This is a genomic window from Sandarakinorhabdus sp. DWP1-3-1 (assembly GCF_049896705.1).
GTDB lineage: Bacteria > Pseudomonadota > Alphaproteobacteria > Sphingomonadales > Sphingomonadaceae > Sandarakinorhabdus.
The window spans coordinates 809935-833716 of record NZ_JAFCUV010000002.1 but is presented as its reverse complement, the minus strand read 5'-3'; the positions used below and the strand labels follow the sequence as shown (position 1 = coordinate 833716).

The 23782-nt window shown below is 67.8% G+C and carries 26 protein-coding genes; 14 read left to right on the top strand and 12 right to left on the bottom strand.

Annotated elements, in window-relative coordinates; genetic code table 11:
* Nucleotides 1–9: 9 nt before the first annotated feature.
* Genes ACP7AI_RS13530 through ACP7AI_RS13520 form a run of 3 tightly spaced genes read right to left on the bottom strand, consistent with a single transcriptional unit; the run spans nucleotide 10 to nucleotide 1798 of the window.
* On the bottom strand, nucleotides 10–534 hold the full coding sequence (locus tag ACP7AI_RS13530) for an LptA/OstA family protein (RefSeq protein WP_426168210.1): 525 nt from the start codon (nucleotides 532–534) through the stop codon (nucleotides 10–12).
* 5 nt (nucleotides 535–539) lie between these two features.
* Nucleotides 540–1172, bottom strand: coding sequence for an LPS export ABC transporter periplasmic protein LptC (lptC, locus tag ACP7AI_RS13525; RefSeq protein ID WP_426168207.1), 633 nt, complete (start codon nucleotides 1170–1172; stop codon nucleotides 540–542).
* Nucleotides 1173–1183: 11 nt separating this feature from the next.
* Nucleotides 1184–1798 carry a ribonuclease D gene (locus tag ACP7AI_RS13520; protein WP_426168205.1) on the bottom strand — a complete coding sequence of 205 codons (615 nt, stop codon included), beginning with the start codon at nucleotides 1796–1798 and terminating at the stop codon, nucleotides 1184–1186.
* 205 nt (nucleotides 1799–2003) lie between these two features.
* Between ACP7AI_RS13520 and ACP7AI_RS13515 the strand changes: the two genes are divergently transcribed.
* Together ACP7AI_RS13515 and ACP7AI_RS13510 are read left to right on the top strand one after the other, a co-directional pair.
* Complete coding sequence (locus ACP7AI_RS13515; RefSeq protein ID WP_426168202.1) at nucleotides 2004–2342, top strand: hypothetical protein; 339 nt, start codon at nucleotides 2004–2006, stop codon at nucleotides 2340–2342.
* An 89-nt stretch (nucleotides 2343–2431) separates the two neighbouring features.
* On the top strand, nucleotides 2432–2788 hold the full coding sequence (locus ACP7AI_RS13510; protein WP_426168200.1) for a ribose-phosphate pyrophosphokinase: 357 nt from the start codon (nucleotides 2432–2434) through the stop codon (nucleotides 2786–2788).
* A gap of 1 nt (nucleotide 2789) precedes the next feature.
* Here the strand turns inward: ACP7AI_RS13510 and radC are convergent, their stop codons facing one another.
* Complete coding sequence (gene radC, locus ACP7AI_RS13505) at nucleotides 2790–3473, bottom strand: RadC family protein (RefSeq protein WP_426168198.1); 684 nt, start codon at nucleotides 3471–3473, stop codon at nucleotides 2790–2792.
* A gap of 95 nt (nucleotides 3474–3568) precedes the next feature.
* On the opposite strand from radC, the gene ACP7AI_RS13500 reads away from it, so the two are divergent.
* Nucleotides 3569–3943, top strand: coding sequence for a hypothetical protein (locus tag ACP7AI_RS13500; RefSeq protein ID WP_426168195.1), 375 nt, complete (start codon nucleotides 3569–3571; stop codon nucleotides 3941–3943).
* Here the strand turns inward: ACP7AI_RS13500 and map are convergent.
* Nucleotides 3931–4764 carry a type I methionyl aminopeptidase gene (map, locus tag ACP7AI_RS13495; protein ID WP_426168361.1) on the bottom strand — a complete coding sequence of 278 codons (834 nt, stop codon included), beginning with the start codon at nucleotides 4762–4764 and terminating at the stop codon, nucleotides 3931–3933. The two genes, ACP7AI_RS13500 and map, sit on opposite strands and share 13 nt — an antisense overlap.
* A 93-nt stretch (nucleotides 4765–4857) precedes the next feature.
* Between map and ACP7AI_RS13490 the strand changes: the two genes are divergently transcribed.
* The 8 genes from ACP7AI_RS13490 to ACP7AI_RS13455 all read left to right on the top strand — a co-directional run bounded on the left by ACP7AI_RS13490 (nucleotide 4858) and on the right by ACP7AI_RS13455 (nucleotide 11697).
* The gene (locus ACP7AI_RS13490) at nucleotides 4858–5622 is read left to right on the top strand and encodes a competence/damage-inducible protein A (RefSeq protein ID WP_426168193.1); all 765 of its coding nucleotides are present in this window, start codon (nucleotides 4858–4860) and stop codon (nucleotides 5620–5622) included.
* A 68-nt stretch (nucleotides 5623–5690) separates the two neighbouring features.
* A complete protein-coding gene (locus ACP7AI_RS13485) occupies nucleotides 5691–5987 on the top strand; it encodes a hypothetical protein (protein WP_426168191.1) in 297 nt (98 codons plus the stop codon).
* Complete coding sequence (pyrF, locus tag ACP7AI_RS13480) at nucleotides 5984–6664, top strand: orotidine-5'-phosphate decarboxylase (protein ID WP_426168188.1); 681 nt, start codon at nucleotides 5984–5986, stop codon at nucleotides 6662–6664. The genes ACP7AI_RS13485 and pyrF overlap by 4 nt, the downstream gene beginning before the upstream one ends.
* A gap of 121 nt (nucleotides 6665–6785) precedes the next feature.
* Nucleotides 6786–7421, top strand: coding sequence for a phosphoribosylanthranilate isomerase (locus tag ACP7AI_RS13475; RefSeq protein ID WP_426168185.1), 636 nt, complete (start codon nucleotides 6786–6788; stop codon nucleotides 7419–7421).
* Nucleotides 7418–8632 carry a tryptophan synthase subunit beta gene (trpB, locus tag ACP7AI_RS13470; RefSeq protein ID WP_426168183.1) on the top strand — a complete coding sequence of 405 codons (1215 nt, stop codon included), beginning with the start codon at nucleotides 7418–7420 and terminating at the stop codon, nucleotides 8630–8632. The genes ACP7AI_RS13475 and trpB overlap by 4 nt, the downstream gene beginning before the upstream one ends.
* Nucleotides 8629–9462 carry a tryptophan synthase subunit alpha gene (gene trpA, locus ACP7AI_RS13465; RefSeq protein ID WP_426168180.1) on the top strand — a complete coding sequence of 278 codons (834 nt, stop codon included), beginning with the start codon at nucleotides 8629–8631 and terminating at the stop codon, nucleotides 9460–9462. Before trpB ends, trpA begins: the two co-directional genes overlap by 4 nt.
* Nucleotides 9459–10319: an acetyl-CoA carboxylase, carboxyltransferase subunit beta gene (gene accD / locus ACP7AI_RS13460; protein ID WP_426168177.1), complete on the top strand. Its 861-nt coding sequence runs from the start codon at nucleotides 9459–9461 to the stop codon at nucleotides 10317–10319. The genes trpA and accD overlap by 4 nt, the downstream gene beginning before the upstream one ends.
* A 46-nt stretch (nucleotides 10320–10365) precedes the next feature.
* Complete coding sequence (locus ACP7AI_RS13455; RefSeq protein ID WP_426168358.1) at nucleotides 10366–11697, top strand: bifunctional folylpolyglutamate synthase/dihydrofolate synthase; 1332 nt, start codon at nucleotides 10366–10368, stop codon at nucleotides 11695–11697.
* 116 nt (nucleotides 11698–11813) lie between these two features.
* Here ACP7AI_RS13455 and ACP7AI_RS13450 read toward each other — a convergent pair whose 3' ends face one another.
* The 3 genes from ACP7AI_RS13450 to ACP7AI_RS13440 form a co-directional block, all read right to left on the bottom strand.
* Entirely contained in the window at nucleotides 11814–12563 is a 750-nt protein-coding gene (locus tag ACP7AI_RS13450; protein WP_426168175.1) for a PEPxxWA-CTERM sorting domain-containing protein, read from the bottom strand.
* Nucleotides 12564–12816: 253 nt separating this feature from the next.
* Nucleotides 12817–15027, bottom strand: coding sequence for a ribonuclease R family protein (locus ACP7AI_RS13445; protein ID WP_426168173.1), 2211 nt, complete (start codon nucleotides 15025–15027; stop codon nucleotides 12817–12819).
* 58 nt (nucleotides 15028–15085) lie between these two features.
* Entirely contained in the window at nucleotides 15086–15283 is a 198-nt protein-coding gene (locus tag ACP7AI_RS13440; protein WP_426168170.1) for a hypothetical protein, read from the bottom strand.
* 106 nt (nucleotides 15284–15389) lie between these two features.
* Here ACP7AI_RS13440 and ACP7AI_RS13435 point away from each other — a divergent pair, with 106 nt between their 5' ends.
* Nucleotides 15390–17213 (top strand): ABCB family ABC transporter ATP-binding protein/permease, encoded by a 1824-nt coding sequence (locus ACP7AI_RS13435; RefSeq protein WP_426168167.1) that lies wholly within the window; start codon nucleotides 15390–15392, stop codon nucleotides 17211–17213.
* 56 nt (nucleotides 17214–17269) lie between these two features.
* Here ACP7AI_RS13435 and ACP7AI_RS13430 read toward each other — a convergent pair whose 3' ends face one another.
* The 4 genes from ACP7AI_RS13430 to ACP7AI_RS13415 form a co-directional block, all read right to left on the bottom strand.
* Entirely contained in the window at nucleotides 17270–17917 is a 648-nt protein-coding gene (locus ACP7AI_RS13430; protein ID WP_426168164.1) for a DsbA family oxidoreductase, read from the bottom strand.
* A 168-nt stretch (nucleotides 17918–18085) separates the two neighbouring features.
* A complete protein-coding gene (locus ACP7AI_RS13425) occupies nucleotides 18086–18925 on the bottom strand; it encodes a GNAT family N-acetyltransferase (RefSeq protein WP_426168161.1) in 840 nt (279 codons plus the stop codon).
* 67 nt (nucleotides 18926–18992) lie between these two features.
* Nucleotides 18993–20315, bottom strand: coding sequence for an AmpG family muropeptide MFS transporter (locus tag ACP7AI_RS13420; protein WP_426168158.1), 1323 nt, complete (start codon nucleotides 20313–20315; stop codon nucleotides 18993–18995).
* Nucleotides 20312–21406, bottom strand: coding sequence for a sensor histidine kinase (locus ACP7AI_RS13415; RefSeq protein ID WP_426168156.1), 1095 nt, complete (start codon nucleotides 21404–21406; stop codon nucleotides 20312–20314). The genes ACP7AI_RS13420 and ACP7AI_RS13415 overlap by 4 nt, the downstream gene beginning before the upstream one ends.
* Nucleotides 21407–21637: 231 nt before the next feature.
* On the opposite strand from ACP7AI_RS13415, the gene ACP7AI_RS13410 reads away from it, so the two are divergent.
* Nucleotides 21638–22795, top strand: coding sequence for an aromatic ring-hydroxylating oxygenase subunit alpha (locus tag ACP7AI_RS13410; protein ID WP_426168154.1), 1158 nt, complete (start codon nucleotides 21638–21640; stop codon nucleotides 22793–22795).
* A gap of 113 nt (nucleotides 22796–22908) precedes the next feature.
* Entirely contained in the window at nucleotides 22909–23757 is an 849-nt protein-coding gene (locus ACP7AI_RS13405) for a transglutaminase-like domain-containing protein (RefSeq protein ID WP_426168152.1), read from the top strand.
* Nucleotides 23758–23782 lie beyond the last annotated feature (25 nt).

The window sequence follows — 23782 nt, the reverse complement described above, 5'->3', positions numbered from 1 at the left end:
CCGGCGACTTTAGGGCTTCACCCCGCGCTGCGGCACGACGAAGCGCCCTGTCACCCGGCCAGGCGTCGCGCCCGGCGTCGCCGCCGTGCCGCCGGTGCGCCCGTCGAAACTGGTCTGGCCCGATACCAGGTTGAGCACCAGCCGTTGTCCGTTCAGGCGCGAACCGCCGCGGTCGAGCGTGACATTGCCGACCAGCGTGACGATCTTGCCGTTGACGTCGTAGATGCCGGTATTGCCGGTCGCCGTCTCGCTGGGGCTAATCAACCGCACGTTGCCGCGGGCATCGAGCCGCTGCATCTCGGGTGAACCGGTCGAGCGGGTGTAGAGCACCTTCACGCTGTCGGCCTTCAGCGTCATGCGGCCCTGCTTGATGACGACCGCGCCCGAAAACACCGCCTGGTTGTCGGCATCCTGGATCTCGATCCGCGCCGCATCGACATCGATCGGGGCGCCGGTGTCGAGGCCCTTCAGCGCCGATGTCTGGGCGGCCAAGGGTGCGGCGAGCAGGGCAAGGAACAGGACTGCGGATTTCATTGCGCTCATCTGCCCCTGCGACCATGAATCTGCAAGTGAACGCCGCCGTCGAGAACCAGGCGCCGGCCCTGGATATCGCCGCTCATCCGCGCTGCGTTGAAGTGGCCGATCGGCATTTCGCCGCTTACCGGCGCCACTGTCGAGACCTTGCGGCTGTTGAGATCGATGTCGACGGTCGACGAATCGAGGCTGTAGCCATTGGCCGAATCGAGCCGCACCGGGCCGTTGATCTGCAACCGGTCGGCATCGAGGAAATAGCGACCGGACGGCGCCACCACCGTCGCCGGGCCATCGGCCATGGCCAGCCGCGCCGTCAGCCGCTTCAATTCGACGATCGGCACCGCGCTGCTGCGCTGCACGGCACCGGCGGCGCTGATGTTGAAGGCCTCGCCCTTGGCCGTTTCGCCGCGATAGACCGCCTTGTCGACGCGCAGCCGCTCCTGCGCCATCGCGACCTTCTGCTTGTCGAGAAGGAAACTGAATTCCTGAACCTTGGCCAGCGGCCAGATGACGATCGCGGCAAGAACGATGAAGGCGAGCGCCGGCAACAGCCACTTGAGCAGCCCGAACAGCGTGTCGCGGCCGCTGCCGGGCAGCGCCGCGCGCTGGCGACGCGTCAGCGCCGGTGATGCTGCCACCGCGGCCGCCATCACATGTGCGCGAAAATGTCGGTTTCGTCCCAGCCGGCGAGATCGAGATCGGCGCGGGTCGGCAGGAAATCGAAACAGGCCTGTGCCATGGCGGTCCGCCCCTCTCGTGCCAGGCGTTCGACGAGCACGGCATGAGCGCGGTGCAGGAAGCGAACGTCGGAAGCTGCATAATCCTTCTGCGCTTCCGTCAGTTCCGCGGCGCCCCAGTCCGATGACTGCTGCGCCTTGGAGATGTCGACGCCGACGGTTTCGCGCAGCACATCCTTGAGACCGTGGCGATCGGTATAGGTGCGGACCAGCTTCGACGCGATCTTGGTGCAGAACACCGGCGTCGCGTCGACGCCGAGGTAATGCTTGATGACCGCGAGATCGAAGCGCGCGAAGTGGAACAGCTTCACCCGCGCCGGGTCGGCAAGCACCGATTTCAGAACCGGGGCGTCATACTGGCCCTTGGTGAAGCGCACCAGATGCTCGTCGCCGCGGCCATCGGCGAGTTGCAGCAGGCACAGACGGTCGCGGTGCGGGTGCAGGCCCATGGTTTCGCTGTCGACGGCGATCGGGCCGGGGGCGAAGACGTCGTGCGGCAGGTCGCCTTCGTGAAGATGGATGGTCATGCCATGGGCCTAGCAGGCCGGCGTTGGGCTGTCATCCATGGCGGACATTGCGCCCGGCGCGCTGTTGGTCGCGAAGCGACCCCGGCTGGGCGCGGCTTGACACCTCATTGGGAGCCTTTGCCGGGCCTGCGGGTATGGTCTCCATGCCAGCGTCACACTGCTGGACGTAGATGTTTTCGTACAGAGTTGTTCAGGAGTAGAAGCGATGAAGATGCTCATTGGCGGCCTTGCCGCCGCATTCATGGCGACCGCGGCTCTGGCCCAGACGCCCCCCGCCGACCCGATGGCCGGCAGTCCGTCGACGACGACCGGGCCCACCAATCCCTCGACCAGCCCGATGACTCCGGGGTCGCCCTCGTCGACAATGACGCCGACCGACCCCGCGACGGGCGCGCCCGCCGATTCGATGTCGAGCGCCGGCACGGCCAATACCACGGCCGCGATGGCGCCGAGCCTGACCAAGAAGAATGGCAAGTGGTGGAATGGCGACCGCCGGGCGACCAAGGACGAGATCGCGCAGTACCAGCGCGCCAATCCGCAGTAACGAACGGTTACCCGAAACGGGTCGCAGAAGGGGTCGCAGCCAAGGCTGCGGCCCCTTTTCGTTGGCCGATGTTGCGCTATGGTTCCGGCATGGCCATTGCCGACCTGTCCGACATCGATCACATCGAGGCATTGCTGCAGGCCTCGGCCCGCGCCGGCGCCGCGATGAGCTATTCCGAAATCCTGCTGGCGCTCGGCCATCGCTTCACGCGTCCCAAGATGCGGGCGCTGTGCAACGTGCTCGACGTGGTCGACCGACGCGCTGCGGCGGCGGGACAGCCCGAGCTGGCCGTGCTGGTGGTGCGGGAGGGCGACGGCCTGCCGGGCCAGGGCTGGTGGGTCGGGCGCGATGCGCCGGTGGACAGCTGGACCGGAGCAGCGGCCCGGGCGCTGGTTGCCCAAATCCAGCAGCGGGCGTTCGACTATTGGGGCAAGGCGCCCGCTTAGCTCAGATCAGCCCCTGGGCCCGCATGCTGACATGGCCGCCGCGGCCGATGATGACATGGTCGTGGACGGCGAGGCCCAGGTGCCGCCCGGCCTCGATCACCGCCTTCGTCATCACGATATCGTCGCGCGACGGTTGCGGATCGCCCGACGGATGGTTGTGGACCAGCACCACGCCCGACGCGGCGAGTTCCAACGCGCGCTTGACGATCTCGCGCGGATAGACCGGGGCGGCGTTGACGGTGCCCTGCCCCATCGCCTCGTCACGGATCATCACGTTGCGGTTGTTGAGATAGATGACCCGGAACTCTTCGGTGACGCGATGCGCCATGGCGGCGTGGAGATAGTCGGTCAGCGCCTGCCAGCCGCTGAGCACCGGCCGGTCGAGCGCCGCGGTGCGCAGCGAGCGTAGCGATACCGCCTCGACGAACTTCAGCGCCGCGATGGCGCCGTCGCCGAGCCCGTCGATGCGGCGAAGTTCGAGCGGCGTCGCGGCGAGCAGCACGGGCAGGCTGCCGAATTCGGCAAGCAGTTGCTTGGCCAGCGGCTTGGTATCGCGGCGCGGGATGGCGAGGCCGAGCAGATATTCGAGCAGTTCGTAATCATGGAAGCCGTCGCCACCGCCGGCGAGCAGCCGGGCGCGCAGCCGTTCGCGATGTCCGGCCGAATCCCCTGCGCTGTCGCTCACCTCGTCCCCACCGCTTGCCCCTGGCCCCGAAGCCCGGCAGTTTGCGGCGCTTCGCCGCCGCAAGCAACTGCGCCGGTCGTTCGGGGAGGTTCGCAATGCTCGGCATCGTCGTCGTGCTGATGGTCGGGGCGAATGTCGCCATCGGCGCGTGGCTGGGGCTGCAATATCTGAAAAAGGCGCCGCGCCAGCGCGTGCTGGTGGGGTTTCACCTGATCCTCGGCCTGTCGATGCTGGAGGTGCTGGCGGCGATGCTGCGCGGCACGCCCGACGGGGCGGTGGTCAGCGCGCGGACATTGGCAATCGCCGCGGCCGGGCTGATCGCCGCGGCGGTGCTGTCGGGGCTGGTGGCGCCGCTGGTCGGCCAGGCGAGGCCCAAGGTCATCGGGCCGTCGCTGGCGGTCCATGCGGGGATTGCGACGACGGCATTCGTGACGCTGCTGGCCTGGGCGGTAACCGCCTACAGCGCGTAGGGCGGCGCCGTCAGCCCGGTCGGCGAGGCGGTAAAGATCTCGTTGCCGGTCTCGGTGATGCCGATCGAATGCTCGAACTGGGCGGACAGCGAACGGTCGCGGGTCACCGCCGTCCAGCCGTCATCGAGCAGCTTCACCGCCGGGCCGCCGAGGTTGATCATCGGCTCGATGGTGAAGAACATCCCGGGGCGGAGCAGGACGCCGCGGCCGGGCTTGCCGAGATGGACGACATTCGGTGCATCGTGGAACACCCGGCCGAGCCCGTGGCCGCAGAAGTCGCGGACGACCGACATGCGCTGCTTTTCGGCATGGCTCTGGATGGCATGGCCGACATCGCCGAGGGTATTGCCGGGTTTTGCCATCTCGATGCCGCGCATCAGGCATTCACAGGTGACCTCGACGAGCTTTTTCGCCTTCAGCGGCACGTCGCCGACGAGGTACATGCGGCTGGTGTCGCCGTGCCAGCCATCGACGACGACCGTCACGTCGATGTTGACGATGTCGCCGTCCTTGAGCTTCCGCGCCGACGGGATGCCGTGGCAGACGACATGGTTGACGCTGATGCAGAGGCTGTGGCTGTAGCCGCGATAGAAGATCGTCGCCGAATTCGCCCCCGCCGCCCGCACGAAATCATAGGCCAGCCGATCGAGATCGAGCGTCACCGCATCAGGCACGACATGCGGCGTCAGCATGTCGAGCACCTGCGCCGCCAGCAGGCCGGCCTTGCGCATGCCCGCGAACGCCGCCGGCGTGTGCAGGCGGATGGTGCCCTCCGACGAATCGGCGACGGTTTCGTAATCGAGTGTGGCGGCTTCGGTCATGATGCGGGACAGATAGGCGCTGGTAGCGGTCAAGTCCATGTTGCGGAGTGTCGCCCCCTTCCCGCGCGCTACCGGCTGGGCTAACGCGGGATGATGACCAGCACCCCCGACGCCGATCGCATCTGGACTGCCGCCCTCCTCGTCATCGGTGACGAAATCCTGTCCGGGCGTACCCAGGATGCCAACATCGCCTATCTCGCCAAATGGCTGGGGGTGCAGGGCATCCGGTTGCGCGAAGTCCGCGTCGTCGCCGATGTGATGGACGACATCGGCGAGGCGGTGAACGCGCTGCGCACCAGATACGACTATCTGTTCACCACCGGCGGCATCGGGCCGACGCACGACGACATCACCGTCGATGCCATCGCCGCGGCGCTGGGCGTGCCGGTCATCGTCCACCCCGACGCGCGGGCAATCCTGTCGGGCTATTATGGCGACAAGCTGACGGACGCGCGCCTGCGCATGGCAAGAACCCCGCAAGGGGCAAGCCTGATCGAGAACCCGCGCACCAAGGCGCCCGGCATCCGGGTCGGCAACATCTTCATCATGGCCGGCGTGCCGATGATCACCCAGGGCATGCTGGCGGCGCTGGACGGCCAGTTGCAGGGCGGCGCCCCGGTGCAATCGCGCACCGTTGCCGCCTGGACGCAGGAAAGCGCCGCGGCGGCGACGCTGGCGGCGGTCGAAAAGGCGCATCCCGGCGCCCAGATCGGCAGCTATCCGTTCTGGCGCGAGGGCAAGACCGGAGCGAACTTCGTCATCCGCGCCACCGACACGGCGCTACTGGCGGATGTCGCGGCGGCGCTGATGGACGGGCTGAAGGCGGCCGGCATCGAGCCGGTGGACGGCGAACTGTAGCGCGGAGTCGCTTCGACGCTGTCACTTGTGTAAAGCGAATGCCAAAAATCGGGTTATTCGGAGCCAAAATGTCGATAGTCCGCTGGATTCTGCTGACGGCGCTGGCCGTGGCCTTCCTGCTGCTCGCCGTCGCCAACTGGACGCCGGTGCCGTTCCGATTGCCCGACGGCACGATGATCTTCATCCGCCTGCCGCTGCTGCTCGCCATCGCCTTTGTCGCGGGCTGGCTGCCGACATGGCTGTGGCATCTCGGCAGCAAGGCGACGCTGACCCGCAAGCTGGCCAAGTCCGGTAATGGCGAGGTGCGGACGTCGCCGCTGCCCTCGCAGGCCCAGCCGACCATCGTGCCGCCGGCGGGCGCGTGAGCCACAACCCGGTTTTCGTCGCCATCGACACGCCGCGGGTCGAGGACGCCGCCGCGCTGGTCGGCCGGCTGCTGCCCCATGTCGGCGGGGTCAAGCTGGGGCTGGAGTTCTTTTGCGCCAACGGTCCGGCCGGGGTGGCGATGATCGCGCAGCTGGGCCTGCCGGTGTTCCTCGATCTGAAGCTGCACGACATACCCAATACCGTCGCCGGGGCGCTGCGGTCGCTCGCCGGCCTGGCGCCTGCCATCGTCACCGTCCATGCCACCGGCGGCCCTGCCATGCTGGCGGCGGCGCGGGCGGCGGCACCGGCAGCGACGAAAGTCGTCGCGGTGACGGTGCTGACCAGTCTCGACGACGAGGACCTGGCGGCTGCGGGCGTCGCCGGCGGCGCAGCGGCGCAGGTGCTGCGGCTGGCGGGGGTGGTGCGCGGCGCCGGCCTCGATGGTGTCGTCGCAAGTCCGCACGAGACCGCGGCGGTGCGCGCCGCCTGGCCCGAAGCGACGATCGTGGTGCCCGGGGTGCGGCCGGCGGGCAGCGCCATCGGCGACCAGAAGCGGGTGATGACGCCGCGCCAGGCGCTGGACGCGGGTGCAAGCGTGCTGGTGATCGGGCGGCCGATTACCGGCGCGGATGACCCGGCGGCGGCGGCGGCGGCGATCGTGCGGGAATTGGTGTGATTAGTTCTGTCACCCCGGCGCAGGCCGGGGCCCAAGAATCACACATTTGCCAACCCGAGCAGCCATGTGCCGACAATAGTGGGCCATGGGCCCCGGCCTTCGCCGGGGTGACAGTCAAGCGATGACCGAAATCAAGTTCTGTGGCCTGTCGACGCCCGACAGTGTCGATGCCGCCATCGGGGCCGGGGCGCGCTGGCTGGGATTCGTCTTCTATCCGGCCAGCCCACGCCACCTGACACCGGAGCGCGCCGCCGGGCTGATCGCGCGGGTGCCGCCGGGGATCGGGCGGGTGGCAGTGCTCGTCGATGCCGATGATGCGGCGATCGATGCCGTCCTTGATGCGGGAATCGACACGCTGCAGCTCCACGGCAACGAAACGCCGGACCGCATCGCCACGCTGAAATCGCGCACCGGCAAGGCGGTGTGGCGCGCGACGGGCGTCAAGACGCGCGCCGATATCAGTGCCGCCATCAAGGCCGCCGGGCCCGCTGACCGGTTGCTCCTCGATGCAAAGGCCCCTAGTGATTCAGCGATTCCGGGCGGCAATGGCGTGGCCTTCGACTGGCGGTTGCTGCAGGGAATGGCGATGCCCCTGCCCTGGGGGCTGGGTGGCGGCTTGAACGCCGCGAATGTCGGGGCGGCGCTGGCGGCGGTACGGCCGGCGTTCGTGGATGTATCATCGGGAATAGAGGATCGACCGGGCGTGAAATCGCTGTTGAAGATAACCCAGTTCGCCGCCGCGGTGCGCCGGCCGTGAACATCGCCACGCCCTCGCTGCGCGCCGGCCCCGACGCCAATGGCCATTTCGGCGCCTTTGGCGGTCGCTATGTCGCCGAAACGCTGATGCCGCTGATCCTCGACCTGGAGCGCGCCTATGTCGCCGCCAAGGCGGACCCGGCGTTCAAGGCCGAATTCGACGATCTGCTGACCCATTATGTCGGCCGGCCGAGCCCGATGTATTTCGCCGAGAGCCTGACCAGGCATTTGGGCGGCGCGAAGATCTACCTCAAGCGCGACGAGCTGAACCACACCGGCGCGCACAAGATCAACAATTGCATCGGGCAGATTTTGCTCGCCAAGCGCATGGGCAAGACGCGGATCATCGCCGAGACCGGCGCCGGCCAGCACGGCGTCGCCACCGCCACCGTCGCCGCCCGCTTCGGCCTGCCGTGCGTCATCTACATGGGCGCCCGTGATATCGAGCGGCAGGCGCCCAACGTGTTCCGCATGAAGCTGCTGGGCGCCGAGGTCCGCGCCGTCGAAAGCGGCAGCCGGACGCTTAAGGACGCGATGAACGAGGCGCTGCGGGACTGGGTGACCAACGTCCACGACACCTTCTACATCATCGGTACTGCTGCCGGGCCGCACCCGTACCCGGAGCTGGTGCGCGATTTCCAGAGCGTCATCGGGACCGAGGCACGCGCGCAGATGCTCGAGGCCGAAGGCCGGCTGCCCGATATGCTGGTCGCGGCGATCGGTGGCGGCTCGAACGCCATCGGGCTGTTTCACCCGTTCCTCGACGACGCGTCGGTGAAGATGATCGGCGTCGAGGCGTCGGGCCATGGCCTCACCTCAGGTGCCCATGCCGCGTCGTTGGCGGGGGGGCGCGCCGGCGTCCTCCACGGCAACAAGACCATGCTGTTGCAGGACGAGGACGGCCAGATCGCCGAGGCGCATTCGATCTCGGCGGGGCTCGACTATCCCGGCATCGGGCCGGAGCACGCCTGGCTGCACGCCATCGGCCGCGTCGAATATCAGTCGGCCACCGATGACGAGGCGATGGCGGCGTTCCAGCTGCTGTGCCGCACCGAAGGCATCATTCCGGCGCTGGAACCGGCGCATGCGCTTGCCGCCGTCGCACGGATCGCGCCGACGCTGGCGGCCGACCAGCTGGTGGTGATGAATCTGTGCGGGCGCGGGGACAAGGACATCTTCACCGTGGCGGACGCGCTCGGGGTGACGTTGTGACCGACCGCCTCTCTACCCGTTTCGCCGCCTGCGTCGCCGAGCACCGGGCCGCGCTCGTCACCTTCGTCACCGCCGGTGACCCTGACCTCACGACCTCCGCCGCCATCCTGCGCGCGCTGGTCGCCAATGGCGCCGATATCGTCGAGCTGGGCATGCCGTTCACCGATCCGATGGCCGATGGCGCGGCGATCCAGCTCGGCAATATCCGCAGCCTGACCAGCGGCACGCGGCTGCGCGACCTGCTCGCCATGGTCGCCGATTTCCGCCGCGAGGATGATGCGACGCCGATCATCCTGATGGGCTATTTCAACCCGATCCTGGCCTATGGACCGGCGCGGTTCGCTGCCCATGCGCGGGCAGCCGGCCTCGACGGCACGATCGTCGTCGACCTGCCGCCCGAGGAAGCCACCGAGCTGGTGCCCGACCTGACGGCGCACGGCCTGCACCTGATCCGCCTGGCCACCCCCACCACCGACGCGGCGCGGCTGCCGCGCGTGCTCGATGGCGCCTCGGGCTTCCTCTATTATGTCGCCGTTGCCGGTGTCACCGGTGCCAATGCCGCCACCGCCACCGATGTCGCCGAGGCCGTCGCCCGGTTGAAGCGTTCGACCGACCTGCCGATTGCGGTCGGTTTCGGCGTCCGCACGCCGGAACAGGCCGCCGCCATTGCCGTCACCGCCGATGCCGTCGTTGTCGGATCGGCGATCGTCGACACCATCGGCGCCGCGGCGGCGGAGCGCGCCAATGACATTCCGGCCCGGGTCGGCGCCCTGGTTGCCGGCCTTGCCACCGCCGTCCGCGCCGCCCGCAAACAGGAAATCGCCGCATGAGCTGGTTGACCCGTACCCGCCAACAGTTGACCGGATTCATGTCGCGGCGCGAAACGCCCGACAATCTGTGGACCAAGTGCCGCAACTGCGGCGCCATGGTCTATACCAAGGAATTCGAGGAAAACCTGTCGGTCTGCCCGCGCTGCGACCATCACGAGCGCATCGGGCCCAAGCTGCGCTTCGCCCAGATTTTCGACGGCGAATACGCCACCGTCGCGGTCGCCAAGGTCGCCGAGGATCCGCTGAAATTCCGCGACCAGAAGCGTTATGTCGACCGGCTGCGCGCCGCCAAGGCCGCCACCGGCGAGCCCGAGGCGATGACGGTCGGCGACGGCCAGATCGGCGGCGTCCGCGCCGTCGTCGCCATCCAGAATTTCGCCTTCATGGGCGGATCGATGGGCATGGGCGTGGGAGAGGCCTTCCTGGCCGGGGCCCGGGCCGCCGTGGCGGCGGGCGTTCCCTTTGTCGTCTTCACCGCCGCCGGCGGCGCGCGCATGCAGGAAGGCATCCTCAGCCTGATGCAGATGCCGCGCACCACCGTGGGCATCGCCGAACTGAAGGAGGCACGGCTGCCCTATGTCGTCGTGCTGACCGATCCGACGACCGGCGGCGTCACCGCCAGCTATGCGATGCTTGGCGACGTCCAGATCGCCGAACCCAATGCGCTGATCGGTTTCGCCGGCCAGCGGGTCATCGAGCAGACCATCCGCGAGAAGCTGCCCGAAGGCTTCCAGCGCGCCGAATATCTGCTTGCCCATGGCATGCTCGACATGGTCGTGCATCGCCGCGAGCTGAAGGACACGCTGGCCAGGCTGCTCGCCCTGCTGACCGCGCGCCGCATCACCGAACCCGCCTGATGGCGAAGAACGTGCGATGGGTCGCCTGATGGCGACGACGGGGGCGATGATGCCGCGGGCGCGGTCCGACGATCCGGTGCTCGATGCCCTGCTCGGCGCCGCCTATGCGCTGCACCCGGCCGAAATCGACCTGACGCTCGACCGGCTGACCCGGCTGCTGTCCCGCCTCGGCAATCCGCACAGGAAGCTGCCGCCAGTGTTCCATGTCGCCGGCACCAACGGCAAGGGTTCCACCGTCGCCTTCCTGCGCGCCTGCGTCGAGGCGTCGGGCAAGCGCGTCCATGTCTATACCTCGCCGCACCTGATCCGTTTCAACGAGCGTATCCGGGTTTCCGGCCAGCTGATCACCAACGATGCGCTCGCCGAGCTGCTGCGCGAGATCCTGGCGAAGAACGGCGGCCAGCCGATCACCTTTTTCGAACTGACGACGGCGCTGGCCTTCCTCGCCTTTTCGCGCGAACCCGCCGATGCCGCGATCATCGAGGTCGGGCTGGGCGGCCGCATGGACGCGACCAACGTCATCGAAGCGCCGCTGGTCACCGGCATCGCGCAGTTGGGTCTCGATCACCAGCAATGGCTCGGCGACACCATCCTCGATATCGCCCGCGAAAAGGCCGGCATCGCCAAGCGGGGCGTGCCTCTCGTTGTTTCGCGCTATCCCAAGGCGGTGACGGCGCGCATCGCCGAAGTCGCCGGCGTCGCCGGGGCGGGCTTGCGCATCCGCGGCGATGACTGGGACGCTGCCTTGTACGAAGGCGCGCTGCACTATCGCGACGGCCAGGGCCGGGTGACGCTGCCACTGCCACGGCTGCCCGGCGCGCACCAGCTCGACAATGCAGCGCTCGCCGTTGCGATGCTGCGGGCGCAGACGGCGGTGCCGGTCAGCGACGGGGCGCTGCGGGCCGGCATGGGTTGGGCCGATTGGCCGGCGCGGCTGCAACGGCTGGACGCCGGGCCGCTGACGGCGCAACTGCCCGACGGCAGCGAGTTATGGGTCGATGGCGGCCACAACCCCGCCGCCGGGCGGGCGTTGGCGGACAATTTCAGCAAGTCGGGCAGCGCTGCTACGACCGGCCTGCCGCTCCACATCGTGCTCGGCATGTTGTCGGCCAAGGATGCCGCCGGTTTCATCAAGCCCTTTGCCGGCCGCGTCGCCCATGTCTGGACGGTACCGATCGACGACCATGCCGCGCATAGTCCTGCCGATCTCGCCGACATCGTGGCGGATGCGGGCCTCGCGGCGACGCCGTGCGCGTCGGTGGTCGACGCGCTTGCCGCGATCCGGGCGGCAGCGGGGCCGCCGCCGCTGGTATTGGTAACGGGGTCGCTGTACCTGGCCGGCGCCGTGCTCGCCGAAAACGGCCAGACTGCGGGATAGCAAGACCACGAAAAGAAGTGCCGGCGCACGCCCAGACGGGGGGGGTGCATGAACGTGCGCCGGTCGATCGGCGCGGTGGCGAACGGGGGGTCCCGCAACCGCGCCGAAGAGTCGCGCTAGGCTGTGACGAGCGGCATGCGCCGCCGCCGCAGGACAGCGCCCGTCAGGCCGAAGCCTGCGATGAGCATGGCCCAGCTGCCCGGCTCGGGAACGCCGGGAATGACGACCTGCCCGCGGATGCCGAAGCGCAGGTTGTCGATGGCGAAACCGGCCGGTTCGGAGCCGACGAGATCGAGGAACACGCCGGCGATCTGCGGCGTGCCGTCGGCCGCGACCAGGCCGAGGAACTCGATGCCGGTGCCGAGGTTGCTGACGGTGCCGAGCAGGTTCCCGTTGCGGTCGAAGGCGGTTATGCCGGTGCTGCCGATGGCGTTGAAGAAGCCGCCATCGAAACCGACGCCGACCTGATCGGTGTCGAACAGCACGGCGATCGGGCCATTGAAGGTCGGTGAGCCCGACAGGACCGGCGAGGTCGGATTGGCACCGTCGCCGGTGATGAAGGTTACCGGCGACGCGAGGTCGAGCGACAGCGGTCCGGTGGGGTTGCCGACGACACAGGCGCTGGCCGCAGCACCCGGGCAATCGACGCCGGGCGTGGCGCTGAGCGACTGGCCGGTGAAGAAGCCGGCGAAGCTGACATTGGGCGACCCGGCTCCGCCGCCGTAACTGGCGGGCGTATAGACCGGGTTCTCGGTCCCGCCGGCAAATTCGCTGAAGGTGATGACCCCCGAGCCGGCAATGAAGTCGTCGGCGTCGACACGAACGATTGCGGCCTGGGCAGCACTTGCCAGAAACGCAGCCGACACGGCCAATGCCAAAACAACACGTTGAGCAACCATAACACGCATCCTCACTTGTTACGCTGCCGAGCTATATTTGGCTTTCGGCAACAAATGAGCGACCTATCGGTATCAATGCAAAATTTGGGCCAATCCGTCGGGACAGGTCAAACAACTGAAATTCAAGACTTGAGGATTTAGGCCGTCGCAACGGATGTAAAATATTTCGACAGTATTTAGTTAACCCGGCGTAATGGGCCAACTGCTGGCGATGCGCCGACTACCGCCGCCCGCCACGCCGGACGCCGCTGGGCACGCGCGATTGCCCGGCGCGGCGACCGGTGCGGACCCGATCACGCCGGAACGGCTGCTGGCCTTCGCCGAGCGGCAGCTCGAAGCGCAGCGCGCCGGTAATCGGATTGGCTTCCGCCAGGCGCAACTCCAGCCGCATCCCGGCGGTGTAGCGGGTGCCGGTCTCGATGCCTTCGAGGACGCGCGTCGCATCGTCATAGACGAAGCGTTCGTCGCCCAGCGTCGATACCGGCACCAGGCCATCGCCGCCCAGGCCCACCACCTGGGCGAAGAAGCCGAACTTGGCGACGCCGGTGATACGGGTCGGCAGCACCTCCCCCACCCGCGTCGACAGGAAGGCGGCGACATAACGATCGGTGGTGTCGCGTTCGGCCTCCATGGCGCGGCGCTCGGTCATGCTGACATGGTCGGCGGTCTTGCCCATCGCGGCGGCATCGCCCTCCCCCAGCCCGCCGTCGCCGAGCTTGTAGGCGCTCACCAGCGCGCGGTGGACGACAAGGTCGGCATAGCGGCGGATCGGCGAGGTGAAATGCGCGTAGCTGCCCAGCGACAGGCCGAAATGGCCCTTGTTCTCGGGACTGTAGTAGGCCTGGGTCTGGGTGCGCAGGATCTGCTCCATGACCTGTTCGCTGTATTCCTCACCCTTTACCCGCTCGATCAGGCGGTTGAAGGTGGCGGGCTTGATGACCTGGCCCATGGCGAAGTTCTGGCCGAAGGTTTCCATATAGTCCTTCAACGCGATCAGCTTTTCGCGGCCCGGCGCTTCATGATCGCGGTACATGCACGGCGATTTCTTCACCTCCAGCGCCTTGGCGGCGGCGACATTGGCGGCGATCATGAAATCCTCGATCAACCGGTGCGCCGTCAGGTGCTCGCGCAGCTCGATGGCGGCGATGCGGCCCTCCGCATCGAGGCTGACGCGGCGTTCGGGCAGGTCGAGCGCCAGCGGCTCGCGGGCGTCACGAGCCCTGGCGAGCGCGCCCCAGGCGGCCCATAGGTCGTTGAGGATAGCGAGATAGTCGCCCGACTGGCTGTCGATGCTGGCCTGGGCTTCCTCATAGGCGATGTTGGTGACGCAGCGGATGACGGCGCGGGTGAAGTGCTGGCGCAAGACCTTGCCTTGCGGATCGATGTGCAGGTGGCAGGCAAGCACGCCGCGGTCCTGTGCCTCGACCAGCGAGCAGACGTCGGCCGACAGGGTTTCGGGCAGCATGGGGACGACACGGTCGGGAAAATAGACGCTGTTGCCGCGCTGGCGGGCCGAACGGTCGAGGCTGGTGCCCGGGCGGACGTAGAAGCTGACATCGGCGATGGCGACGATGGCGTTGAAATGCCCCTCGTTGTCGGGGTCCGGTGCCGCCCAGACGGCATCGTCATGGTCGCGGGCATCGGCCGGATCGATGGTCAGGAACGGCAGTGCACGCAGGTCCTCGCGCTCGCCGAGCGGTTGCCGGGCGACGGTTTCGGCCTGTTCGAGGGTGATCTCGTCGAAACGGTGCGGGATGCCCTTGGCGTGGATGGCGATCAGCGAGAAGGATCGCGGCGCGAACGGGTCGCCGAGCACCTCCACGACGCGGGCATATTGGCGCGGCGGGCGGCCGCCGGGTTCGGCGAGCACGAGGTCGCCGGGGGCGGCATCGCCGATTTCGGACACGGCCAGGTCGCTGCGGGCGCGCTTGTCGACGGGAACGAGGCGGTAGCCGAGTGCTTCCTTGCGCAAAATGCCGAGGACGAACTCCTCGGTCTTGGCCAGCGCCTTCATCGGGAAGGCACCATAACCGCTGCCCTGTTCCTCGATGCGGGCCAGCAAGCGGTCGCCGACCCCGAAGGCGGCGCGCTTGCGGGCCTCGATCAGCCGGATGCGCGGCGGCGGCGTCGGCTGGTCCCAGCGGTCGGGAATGGCGATCGGGCCCTCGTCGCCGGCCTCGATGATGCGGATAACGGTGACTTTCGGCAGGCCGCCACCCTTGTGCAGCGTCCGTCCGGGGCCCTGTTCGAGCTCGCCGGCGTCCTGCATTTCCTTGAGCAGGCCCTTCAGCGCGATCTTGTCCTGGGCGTGGAGGCCGAAGGCGCGGGCGATTTCACGCTTGCCGACGCTGGCCGGCTGGCTGCGAATGAAGTCGAGAATGGCCTGGCGGGTGGGCAGGCCGGGGTGCGGTGGTGGCGGGCGACGGGGCATTGGCGGACCATGGGGGGCGCGTGCGGCCGGCGCAAGGCTGGCACGACTCGCCGGGCGGTTAGCGCGAGGCGACCTGCACGCTCGGCTGGGCGGTTTCGCAACGCGCGGCAATCACCGGCCAGTCGACATTGTTCTGCTGGGGCAGCTGCTGCGCCATGGCGGCATTGCAGGCGGCGACGCTGGCATAGGTCGCCGGCAAGGTACCGACGCGCTGGCAGGCCTCGCCATCGTCGGCGCAACCCAGCAAAACCATCACGATCGCACCCGTAAGCATTGCTCGCCCTTTCGTTACCGATATGAACGTGCGGGGTGAGGCATCGGTTCCGATTGCACCGTGGCACCGGCGTCGCCACATTGGCGCGATGCAATCCATGGCCCACAACACGGCGGCGCCGCAGGGCAAGGCCGATTTCGGCACGCTCCGCCGCTTTCTCCCCTATCTCTGGCCGAGGGCGGAGCCGGCGCTGCGGGCGCGGGTGGTCATCGCCATGCTGCTGGTGCTGCTGGCCAAGTCGACATCCCTGGTGATGCCGTTCGCCTTCAAGGGCGCCATCGACCGCATGGCGGCCGGGGTTCCCGACGGTATCCAGATCGCGGTCGCGCTGGTCGCGGCCTATTCGCTGGCGCGGTTCGGCGGGGTGTTGTTCGACAATCTGCGCAATGCGATCTTCGAACGGGTCGGCCAGACCGCGGCGCGGCGGCTTTCGCAGGACGTCTTCGCCCATATCCATCGGCTCAGCTTGCGATTCCACCTCGAACGCCGCACCGGATCGCTGACCCGCGTCGTCGAACGCGGTACCAAGAGCATCGACACGATGCTGTATTTCATCCTGTTCAACATCTTCCCGACGGTGTTCGAGCTGACCGCGGTATGCGTGATCTTCTGGATCAAGCTGGGCCCGCTGATGGTCGGCGCCGTGCTGGTGATGGTCGTCGCCTATATCTGGTACACGCAAAAGGTCACCGACTGGCGGTCGAAGCTGCGCCGCGAGATGGTCGACAGCGACAACAAGGCGGTGGCGCGGGCGGTCGACTCGCTGCTCAACTATGAGACGGTGAAATATTTCAATGCGGAGGCCCACGAGAACCGCAACTATGGCCTCGCCATCAAGCGCTATACCGATGCCGCGACCAAGAACGAGGTGTCGCTGGCCTGGCTGAACATCGGCCAGTCGGTCATCACCAACCTGATGATGGCCGGCGCCATGGGCTATACCGTGTGGGGCTGGCACCAGGGGCGCTTCACCGTCGGTGACGTGGTGCTGGTCAATACCCTGCTGGCGCAGCTGTTCCGGCCGCTCGACATGCTCGGCATGGTCTATCGCGAGATCAAGCAGGGCCTGATCGACATGGAGGCGATGTTCGGGCTGATCGATACGCCGCAGGAAATTGCCGATGTTCCCGATGCGCCGGCGCTGGTGGTGACGGGCGGCCATGTGCGGTTTTCGCATGTCGAGTTCGGCTATGACGCGCGGCGGCAGATCCTCCACGACGTGTCGTTCGAGATTCCGCCGGGGCACAAGCTGGCCGTGGTCGGCCATTCGGGGGCCGGCAAGTCGACGTTGAGCCGGATCCTGTACCGTTTCTACGACATCCAGTCGGGTGCGGTGACCATCGACGGGCAGAATATCGCCGAGGTGACCCAGGATTCGCTGCGCCGGTCGATCGGGATCGTGCCGCAGGATACCGTGCTGTTCAACGACAGCATAGGCTACAACATCGCCTATGGCCGGCCCGGCGCCAGCCAGGACGAGATCGAGGCGGCGGCGCGGGGGGCGGCGATCCATGATTTCATCCTGTCGCTGCCCGATGGCTATGCGACGCAGGTGGGGGAACGCGGCCTGAAACTGTCGGGCGGGGAGAAGCAGCGGGTGGCGATCGCCCGCACCATCCTGAAGGATCCGGCGATATTGATCCTCGACGAGGCGACGAGTGCGCTGGATTCAGCGACGGAGGCGGACATCCAGTCGGCCTTGGGGACGGTTTCGCAGAGCCGGACGACGCTGGTCATCGCGCATCGGCTGTCGACGATCACCGACGCCGAGGAGATATTGGTGATGTCGGCCGGGCGAATCGTCGAGCGCGGGCGCCACGAGGCGCTGCTGCAGGCTGGCGGGGCCTATGCCGAGATGTGGACGCTGCAGCAGGCCGAGGCCGCGGAGGAGCAGGCGCTGGCGGCAGAGTAGGGCAAAGGCGTTGTCGTCATCCCTGCAGGTGGGGATGACGGGTTGGTTGGGGCGGCCTATCCCTCCGCCGCGATGCTGCGGATCGCCTTTTCGAAGGCCGCCACCGGTTGTCCGCCGCTGATCAGATACTTGCCGTCGATGATGATCGCCGGCACCGCGGTGATGCCCTGTTCGCGCCAATGGCGTTCGTCGCGGCGGACATCGTCGATATAGCGACCGGTTTCGAGCACTTCGCGCGCGGTTTCGGGGTCGAGGCCGGCGGCTTGTGCGGCGTCGACCAGCACCTGCGGATCCGAAAGGTCGCGACCTTCGCTGAAATGGATGGTGAACAGCGCCATTTTCAGTTCGGCCTGGTGCCCCTCTTCCCCCGCCCAGTGCAGCAGGCGGTGGCAGTCGAAGGTGTTCCAGATGCGGCTGTCGGGGCCGGTGTTCATGGCGAAACCCAGATTTTCGGCGGTGCTGCGGATGAGATCGCGGGTGCCGCGCGAGCGTTCGGGGTCGGCGCCGTATTTCTGGGCGATATGTTCGGCGACATTCTGGCCGGCGCGGGGCATTTCGGGGTTGAGTTCGAACGGCTGGAAGTGGATTTCCGGGGTGACGACGTCGTTCGCATTGGCCAGCGCCTGCTCGAGCGCCTTGAGGCCGATGACGCACCAGGGGCAGACGACATCGGAGACGAAGTCGATGCGCATGGGTTTGGGCATGGGTTGAGACTCGTGATGTTGCCGGCGCAGTATCGCGCGCCCTGTCCGTCGTGTCATCCCGGCGCAGGCCGGGACCCATGGCCCACCGGCTGTTGGTACCCGGGTGGCCACGGCCGGTGGTTCATGGGCCCCGGCCTGCGCCGGGGTGACAGTCGCTAGAGGTGCGCCTTACACCGCGTCGTTGGCGCCGCCGAAGCGCGCCGCATAGCGGCTGGTGATGCGATCGACCGGCATCACGACGAAAACATCGACGGTGTTGAACTGCCGGTCGACGAAACCGCCGTCGCCGACCATGGCGCCGACGCGCAGATAGCCCTTGATAAGCGGCGGCAGCGCGCGGGCGGCGAGGCGCGGGTCGATCATCGCGGCCGGCAGGCGGTCCATCGGCACGTGATTGCTGTCGTGGGCGCGGGCGCGGAGTTCCGGCGGGGCCAGGTGATGGTGATAAAGATACGACAATTCAGCACTATGCAGTAGCGGATCGGCGCCGTGGAGCGAGGCGCAGCCGAACATGTGGCCGATGCGATGCGCCTGCAGATAGGCGGCGATGCCGCGCCACAGCAGCGTGATGGTGGCATTGTTGCGCCAGGCCGGGGCAACGCAGCTGCGGCCGAGCTCGAGCAATTGCCCGTTTTCGCTTGAGTGCGCGATCAAGCGGGAAAGGTCGTATTCCGCGCCGGAATAGAAGCCGCGGTGCCGTTCCGCCACGTCCTGGCGCAGCAGGCGATAGGTGCCGACGACATGCGGGCGGCCATCGGGGCCATGGTCGACGACGAGAAGATGGTCGCAGACCGCGTCATAATCATCGATGTCGCGGCGCTGCCGGGCCATGGCGGCGGTCGGGGTCGCGCCCATTTCGTCGTAGAAGATCTGGTAGCGCAGCGCCTGGGCGGCGGCGATTTCCTCGTCCGACACCGCCAGCCGGACGTCGAGCTGGCCGACGCGGTGGATGCAGGGGGCGAGCCGATGGGCGGTGACGGCCGTCGGGCGGCTGAGAGCAAGACCCATGAGATACTCCACACGCGCCGGGCTGCGCGTCGCGCCGACCCTTAGCGCCGAAATATTACAGGCGGGATCATGCGGGACGCAACGCCGGCGGCAGCGCATCGTCGACCAGCCCGGCGCGCATCATGTAGAGGAAGATCAGGATGCCGGGCAGCGCCAGCACCGTCGTCAGCAGGTAGAAATCGACATAACCCATCGCCTCGATCAGCCCGCCGGCGGTCGACGCGCTGAACGTCCGCCCGACGACCGACGCCGCCGCCGACACCAGCGCGAATTGCGTCGCGGTGAAGCGATGGTCGCAAAGCGCGGCGAAATAGGCACCGACGGCGACGCCGCCGAACCCGCTGCTGAAATTTTCGAACGCGATGACGGTCGCCATCACGGCATTGGAATGCCCGGCCATGGCCAGCACGGCAAAGCCCAGGTTCGACACCGCCATCAGCACGAGGCTGGCCAGCACCGCCGCCTTCATGCCCATCGCCTTGTAGAGCAGCCCGCCGACGAAGATGCCGACCAGCAGCGCGACAAAGCCGATGCCGACGTCATAGCCGGCGATCTCGTCCTTGCTGAAGCCCAGGTCGGCGAACAGCAGGCGGAGCGACAGGTTGGCGACGGTATCGCCGATCTTGTGGAACAGGATGAACAGCAACGTCAGCCCGGCACCCTGGCGCCGCAGGAAATCGCCGAGCGGCGCCACCACGGCATCCTTGACGGCCGCCCAGCCGCGCTTGGCGGCGCCGACGATCGGCTGGCGCGCCGGTTCGCCGAGCAGCAGTGCCGCCGCCAGCGCCGGCAGGACGAACAGCGTCGCCGTCACATAGGCGGCCGACCAGCCGACGCGGCCGGCGAGCACCAGCACGGTCGAGGCGGCGAGCGCATTGCCGAGCCGCCAGCCATATTGGGTCATGCCCGACCCGGTGCCGAGCTGTTCGGGTGTCAGGTTCTCGATGCGATAGGCATCGATGACGATGTCGAAGCTGGCGCCGGCAAAGCCGACCGCGACCGCCGCCGCGACGACCATGCCGATGTCGACAACCGGATCGGCGACGCCCAGCCAGCTGACCGCCGCCATGACGCCCAGCGCCGTCACCAGCAGCCAGGCGCGACGGTGGCCGACAAGCCGCGCCAGCACCGGCAGCCGCCAGCGATCGATGACCGGTGCCCACAGCAGCTTCAGATTGTACATCAGCAGCGCCAGCGCAAAGGCCGTCACCGTCTTTTTCTCGATGCCGCTTTCCGCAAGCCGCGTCGTCAGCGTGGCGGCGATCATCGCGATCGGGAATCCCGACGCCATGCCGAGTAGCAGGCAGCCGACGGGCCCGGTTTCGAAATAGGGGCGGATCCACCCGGGAAGCGAATTGCGCCAGTCGGCGGCGGCAAGCTGATCGGTCATGCCATCCTTGTAACCGCCGCGCCGAGCCTGTCACGCCCGGTCTCGACGTCGGCCTCGGGGGCATTGTCGGATGCCATCGCCGGCAGCGTGATCCGGGTGACCGTGCCGCCTTCGGCGGCGGTGGCGATGGTGCCGCCGATCTGGCGCACCAGGCCGTCGACGATGCGTATGCCGAGGCCGCTGCTCTGCGACAGGGCAAAGCCATCGGGCAGGCCGACGCCATTGTCGCGGATGACGAACATCACCGCGCCATCGGCGCCGGTTTCGCTGGTGATGGTGATGCGGCCATGATCCCGCCCGGCAAAACCGTGCTTCAGCGAATTGGTGACGGTTTCGGCGACCACGAGCGACAGCGGCAGCAGCTGCGGCAGCGCGATCTGCAGATCGGGGACGTCGACCCGAACCTGGATGTGCGCCATGCCGGTCAGGCCGACGAGTTCATCGCACATCGCCTGAAGATGGCCGCCGAGCGCGCGATTGGCGGCGGCGGGATCATAGAGGCGGCGGTGCACGCGGCTCATCGTCCCGATGCGCTGCACGGCCTCGTCGAAGGCGCTCGCGACGCTGGCCGGCTCCGCGGCGATGCGGCGTTTCTGCAGCCGCAGCAGCCCCGAGATGAAGGCCATGTTGTTGGCGACGCGGTGCTGCAGCTCGGCAAACAGGCTCAATTGCTGGTCATAGAGCCGCGCCGTCAGCCGCCGTTCCTCCGACAGGCGATCGAGCGCGTCCTGCATGATGGCGATGAGCGTGATGTCGATGCCGGCGACGCCGACGAAGAACAGCAGCGGCATCACCGTGCCGTCGACGATCCGGAACGAATAATAGGGCGCGATCAGCACGAACCAGGCCGACAGCAGCGACAGCACCGTCGTCAGGATGCCCGGGCCGACGCCGGCCAGGTAGCTGATGATGATGATCGCCGGAAAGAACGTCAGGAACGGAAAGCCGGCCGGAAAGGCGTCGCCGACCAGGATACGGATACCCAGTGCCAGCACCACCGATGCGACGGCGAGGACATAGCCGACCGGGCGGCCGCGCAGCATGCCCGCCGTCAGCCTGCCGTCGGGGCCGGGATCCTTGGAAAGGTTCATAGGGTGGCGGTTCCGGCGGAAGGAACGGTCGCGCCAGGCGCAATCCGGACAGCGATGGGGATGGACTCCGGCCCCGCAGGGTCGGTCGGTCTTGATCCCCACGAATGCAGCATATGCGCCATTGTAATGCGCCCTTCGCCGATGTGAAGCCTCGTTCGGTTCGGCAACGCGCCGGGCCGGTCCCGATCGTCGGCAGTTTGCCGCGGGGCCAAAACGGCGTAGCATGGCGGCATGGACCTGCACGTCCCCTTCCGTCGGCCGACCCCCGGCCAGCTCGCCCTGGCACGATCGATCCCGGCGGCGGCGCAGCGCCCGGCGCCGGCGCGAACGACGACCCTGCCGGCCAGCGTCTATACGTGCCCCGATCGCTTTGCCCGCGAGCAGGACCGGCTGTTCCGCGTCCATCCGGTGATCCTGGGGCCGTCGGCGCTGCTGCCCGGGCCGAACACCAGCATCACCCATGACGGCTTCGGCATCCCCCTGCTGATCGCCCGTGACGGCAAGGGCGTGGCGCGGGTGTTCCTCAACGTCTGCCGGCATCGCGGCACGCGGCTGGTGGAGGGCTGCGCGCTGGCGCATGGCCCGGCGCTGGTCTGCCCCTATCACGCCTGGACCTATGCGCTGGACGGCCGGCTCAAGGGCCTGCCGCGCGCCGAGACCTTCCCGGGCCTCGACAAGGCAGAACGTGGCCTCGTCGAGATGCCCAGCGTCGAGGCCGGCGGGCTGATCTGGGCCGGGCTCGACCGCAGCCGCAGCTATGATTTCGGGCTCGCCCAGGGCCCGCTGGCGGCCGATTTCGACGCGCTCGATTTCGGCGGCCAGCATCTCTATGCCCGCGCCAGCCACGATGTCGCCGCCAACTGGAAACTGATCGTCGACGCCTTCAGCGAAAGCTACCACGTCGTCCGCCTGCACGCGGCGACGATCGCGCCCTATTTCCAGGATGGGGTCACCAGCGGCGACGAGATCGGCCCGCACAGCCGGTCGCTGGTGGCGCGGCTGTCGGCGCTGGAGGGTGATGTCGACGTGGACAGCATGGCGGAGCTGCGCCGCACCATGACCTTTGCCTATACGCTGGTGCCGGCGACGATCGTCGTCGCGTCGCCCGACTATATCAACATCATGACGCTGATGCCGCGGGCGGTCGATCGGACGATCGTCGAGGATTTCATGCTGATCCCCGAACCGCCGGCGACGCCCAAGGCCGAGGCGCACTGGGCAAAAAGCTGGAAATTGCTCGACCAGGGCGTGTTCGGCGCGGAGGATTTCCGCGCCGCCGCGCTCGGCCAGCAGGGGCTGGCGTCGGGGGCGGTCGACCATGTGCTGCTCGGCGGGTTGGAGCAGGGCGTGAAGCGGTTTCACGATGTCGTGGAGCGGTTGATCGGTTAGGCGTCGCCGGTCCGTCGCGCCACGCGAATATTGTCACCCCCCCGACGCGATTCCATGCGAAACGATCCGCCATCCGGCGCGTTCATAGCGCAGGTGCCAACCAGGAGTTTTGCGTGCGCGTTCAGGTCCAGTCCCGTCTTGCCTATGATTTCCCTGAACCCACTGAAACCATTGCCGCGATTCTTGCCGCCCATGCGCCGGGGCAGATCGTCGAGAGCGAAACCCTGTCCCTGTCGGACGGTATCAGGCTCGCCGAATCGACCGATCCCGTCAGCGGCGCCCGGTTGCTGCGCGGGCCGCTCAATGGCCGGGTGACGCTCGAATACCGCGCCGTCGTCCGCATCGCGCCGCGGCTGGAGCTGCCGCCGACCCTGCAGGTGGCGCCCTGGTCGCAGCTGCCGGTCGCCGTGCTGCCCTATCTGCTGCCCAGCCGCTATTGCCCGGTCGACCAGTTCCTGCGCTTTGCGGCGCGCGAATTCGGCCATCTGCAGCCGGGCGGGGCGCGGGCGCTGGCCATCCTCGACTGGCTGCACGTCAACCTCGACTATGTCCATGGCGTGTCGACCGGCACCACCAGCGCCGCCGATACCTTCATCGATCGCGCCGGCGTCTGCCGCGATTTCACCCATCTCGGGCTGACGCTGTGCCGCGCCGCCGGGATTCCGGCGCGCGCCGTCGCCGCCTATGCGCTGGCGCTCGACCCGCCCGATTTCCATGCCGTGTTCGAGGTCTTCCTCGACGGCGGCTGGTGGCTGGTCGATCCGACCCGGCTGGCACCGATCGGCGGCATGGTCCGCATCGCCCATGGCCGCGACGCCGCCGACATCGCCTTCCTGACCACCGCCGGCATGGTCACCCAGACCGAGATGTGCGTCACCGTCACCGATCTCGACGTGAAGCCACCCCTTGATAAAGCGTCCCAGCATCCTAACACAGTGGAGGAAGCGGCAGTGACCTGCTAAGGATGGCAGACCTGCGAAAAGGGAC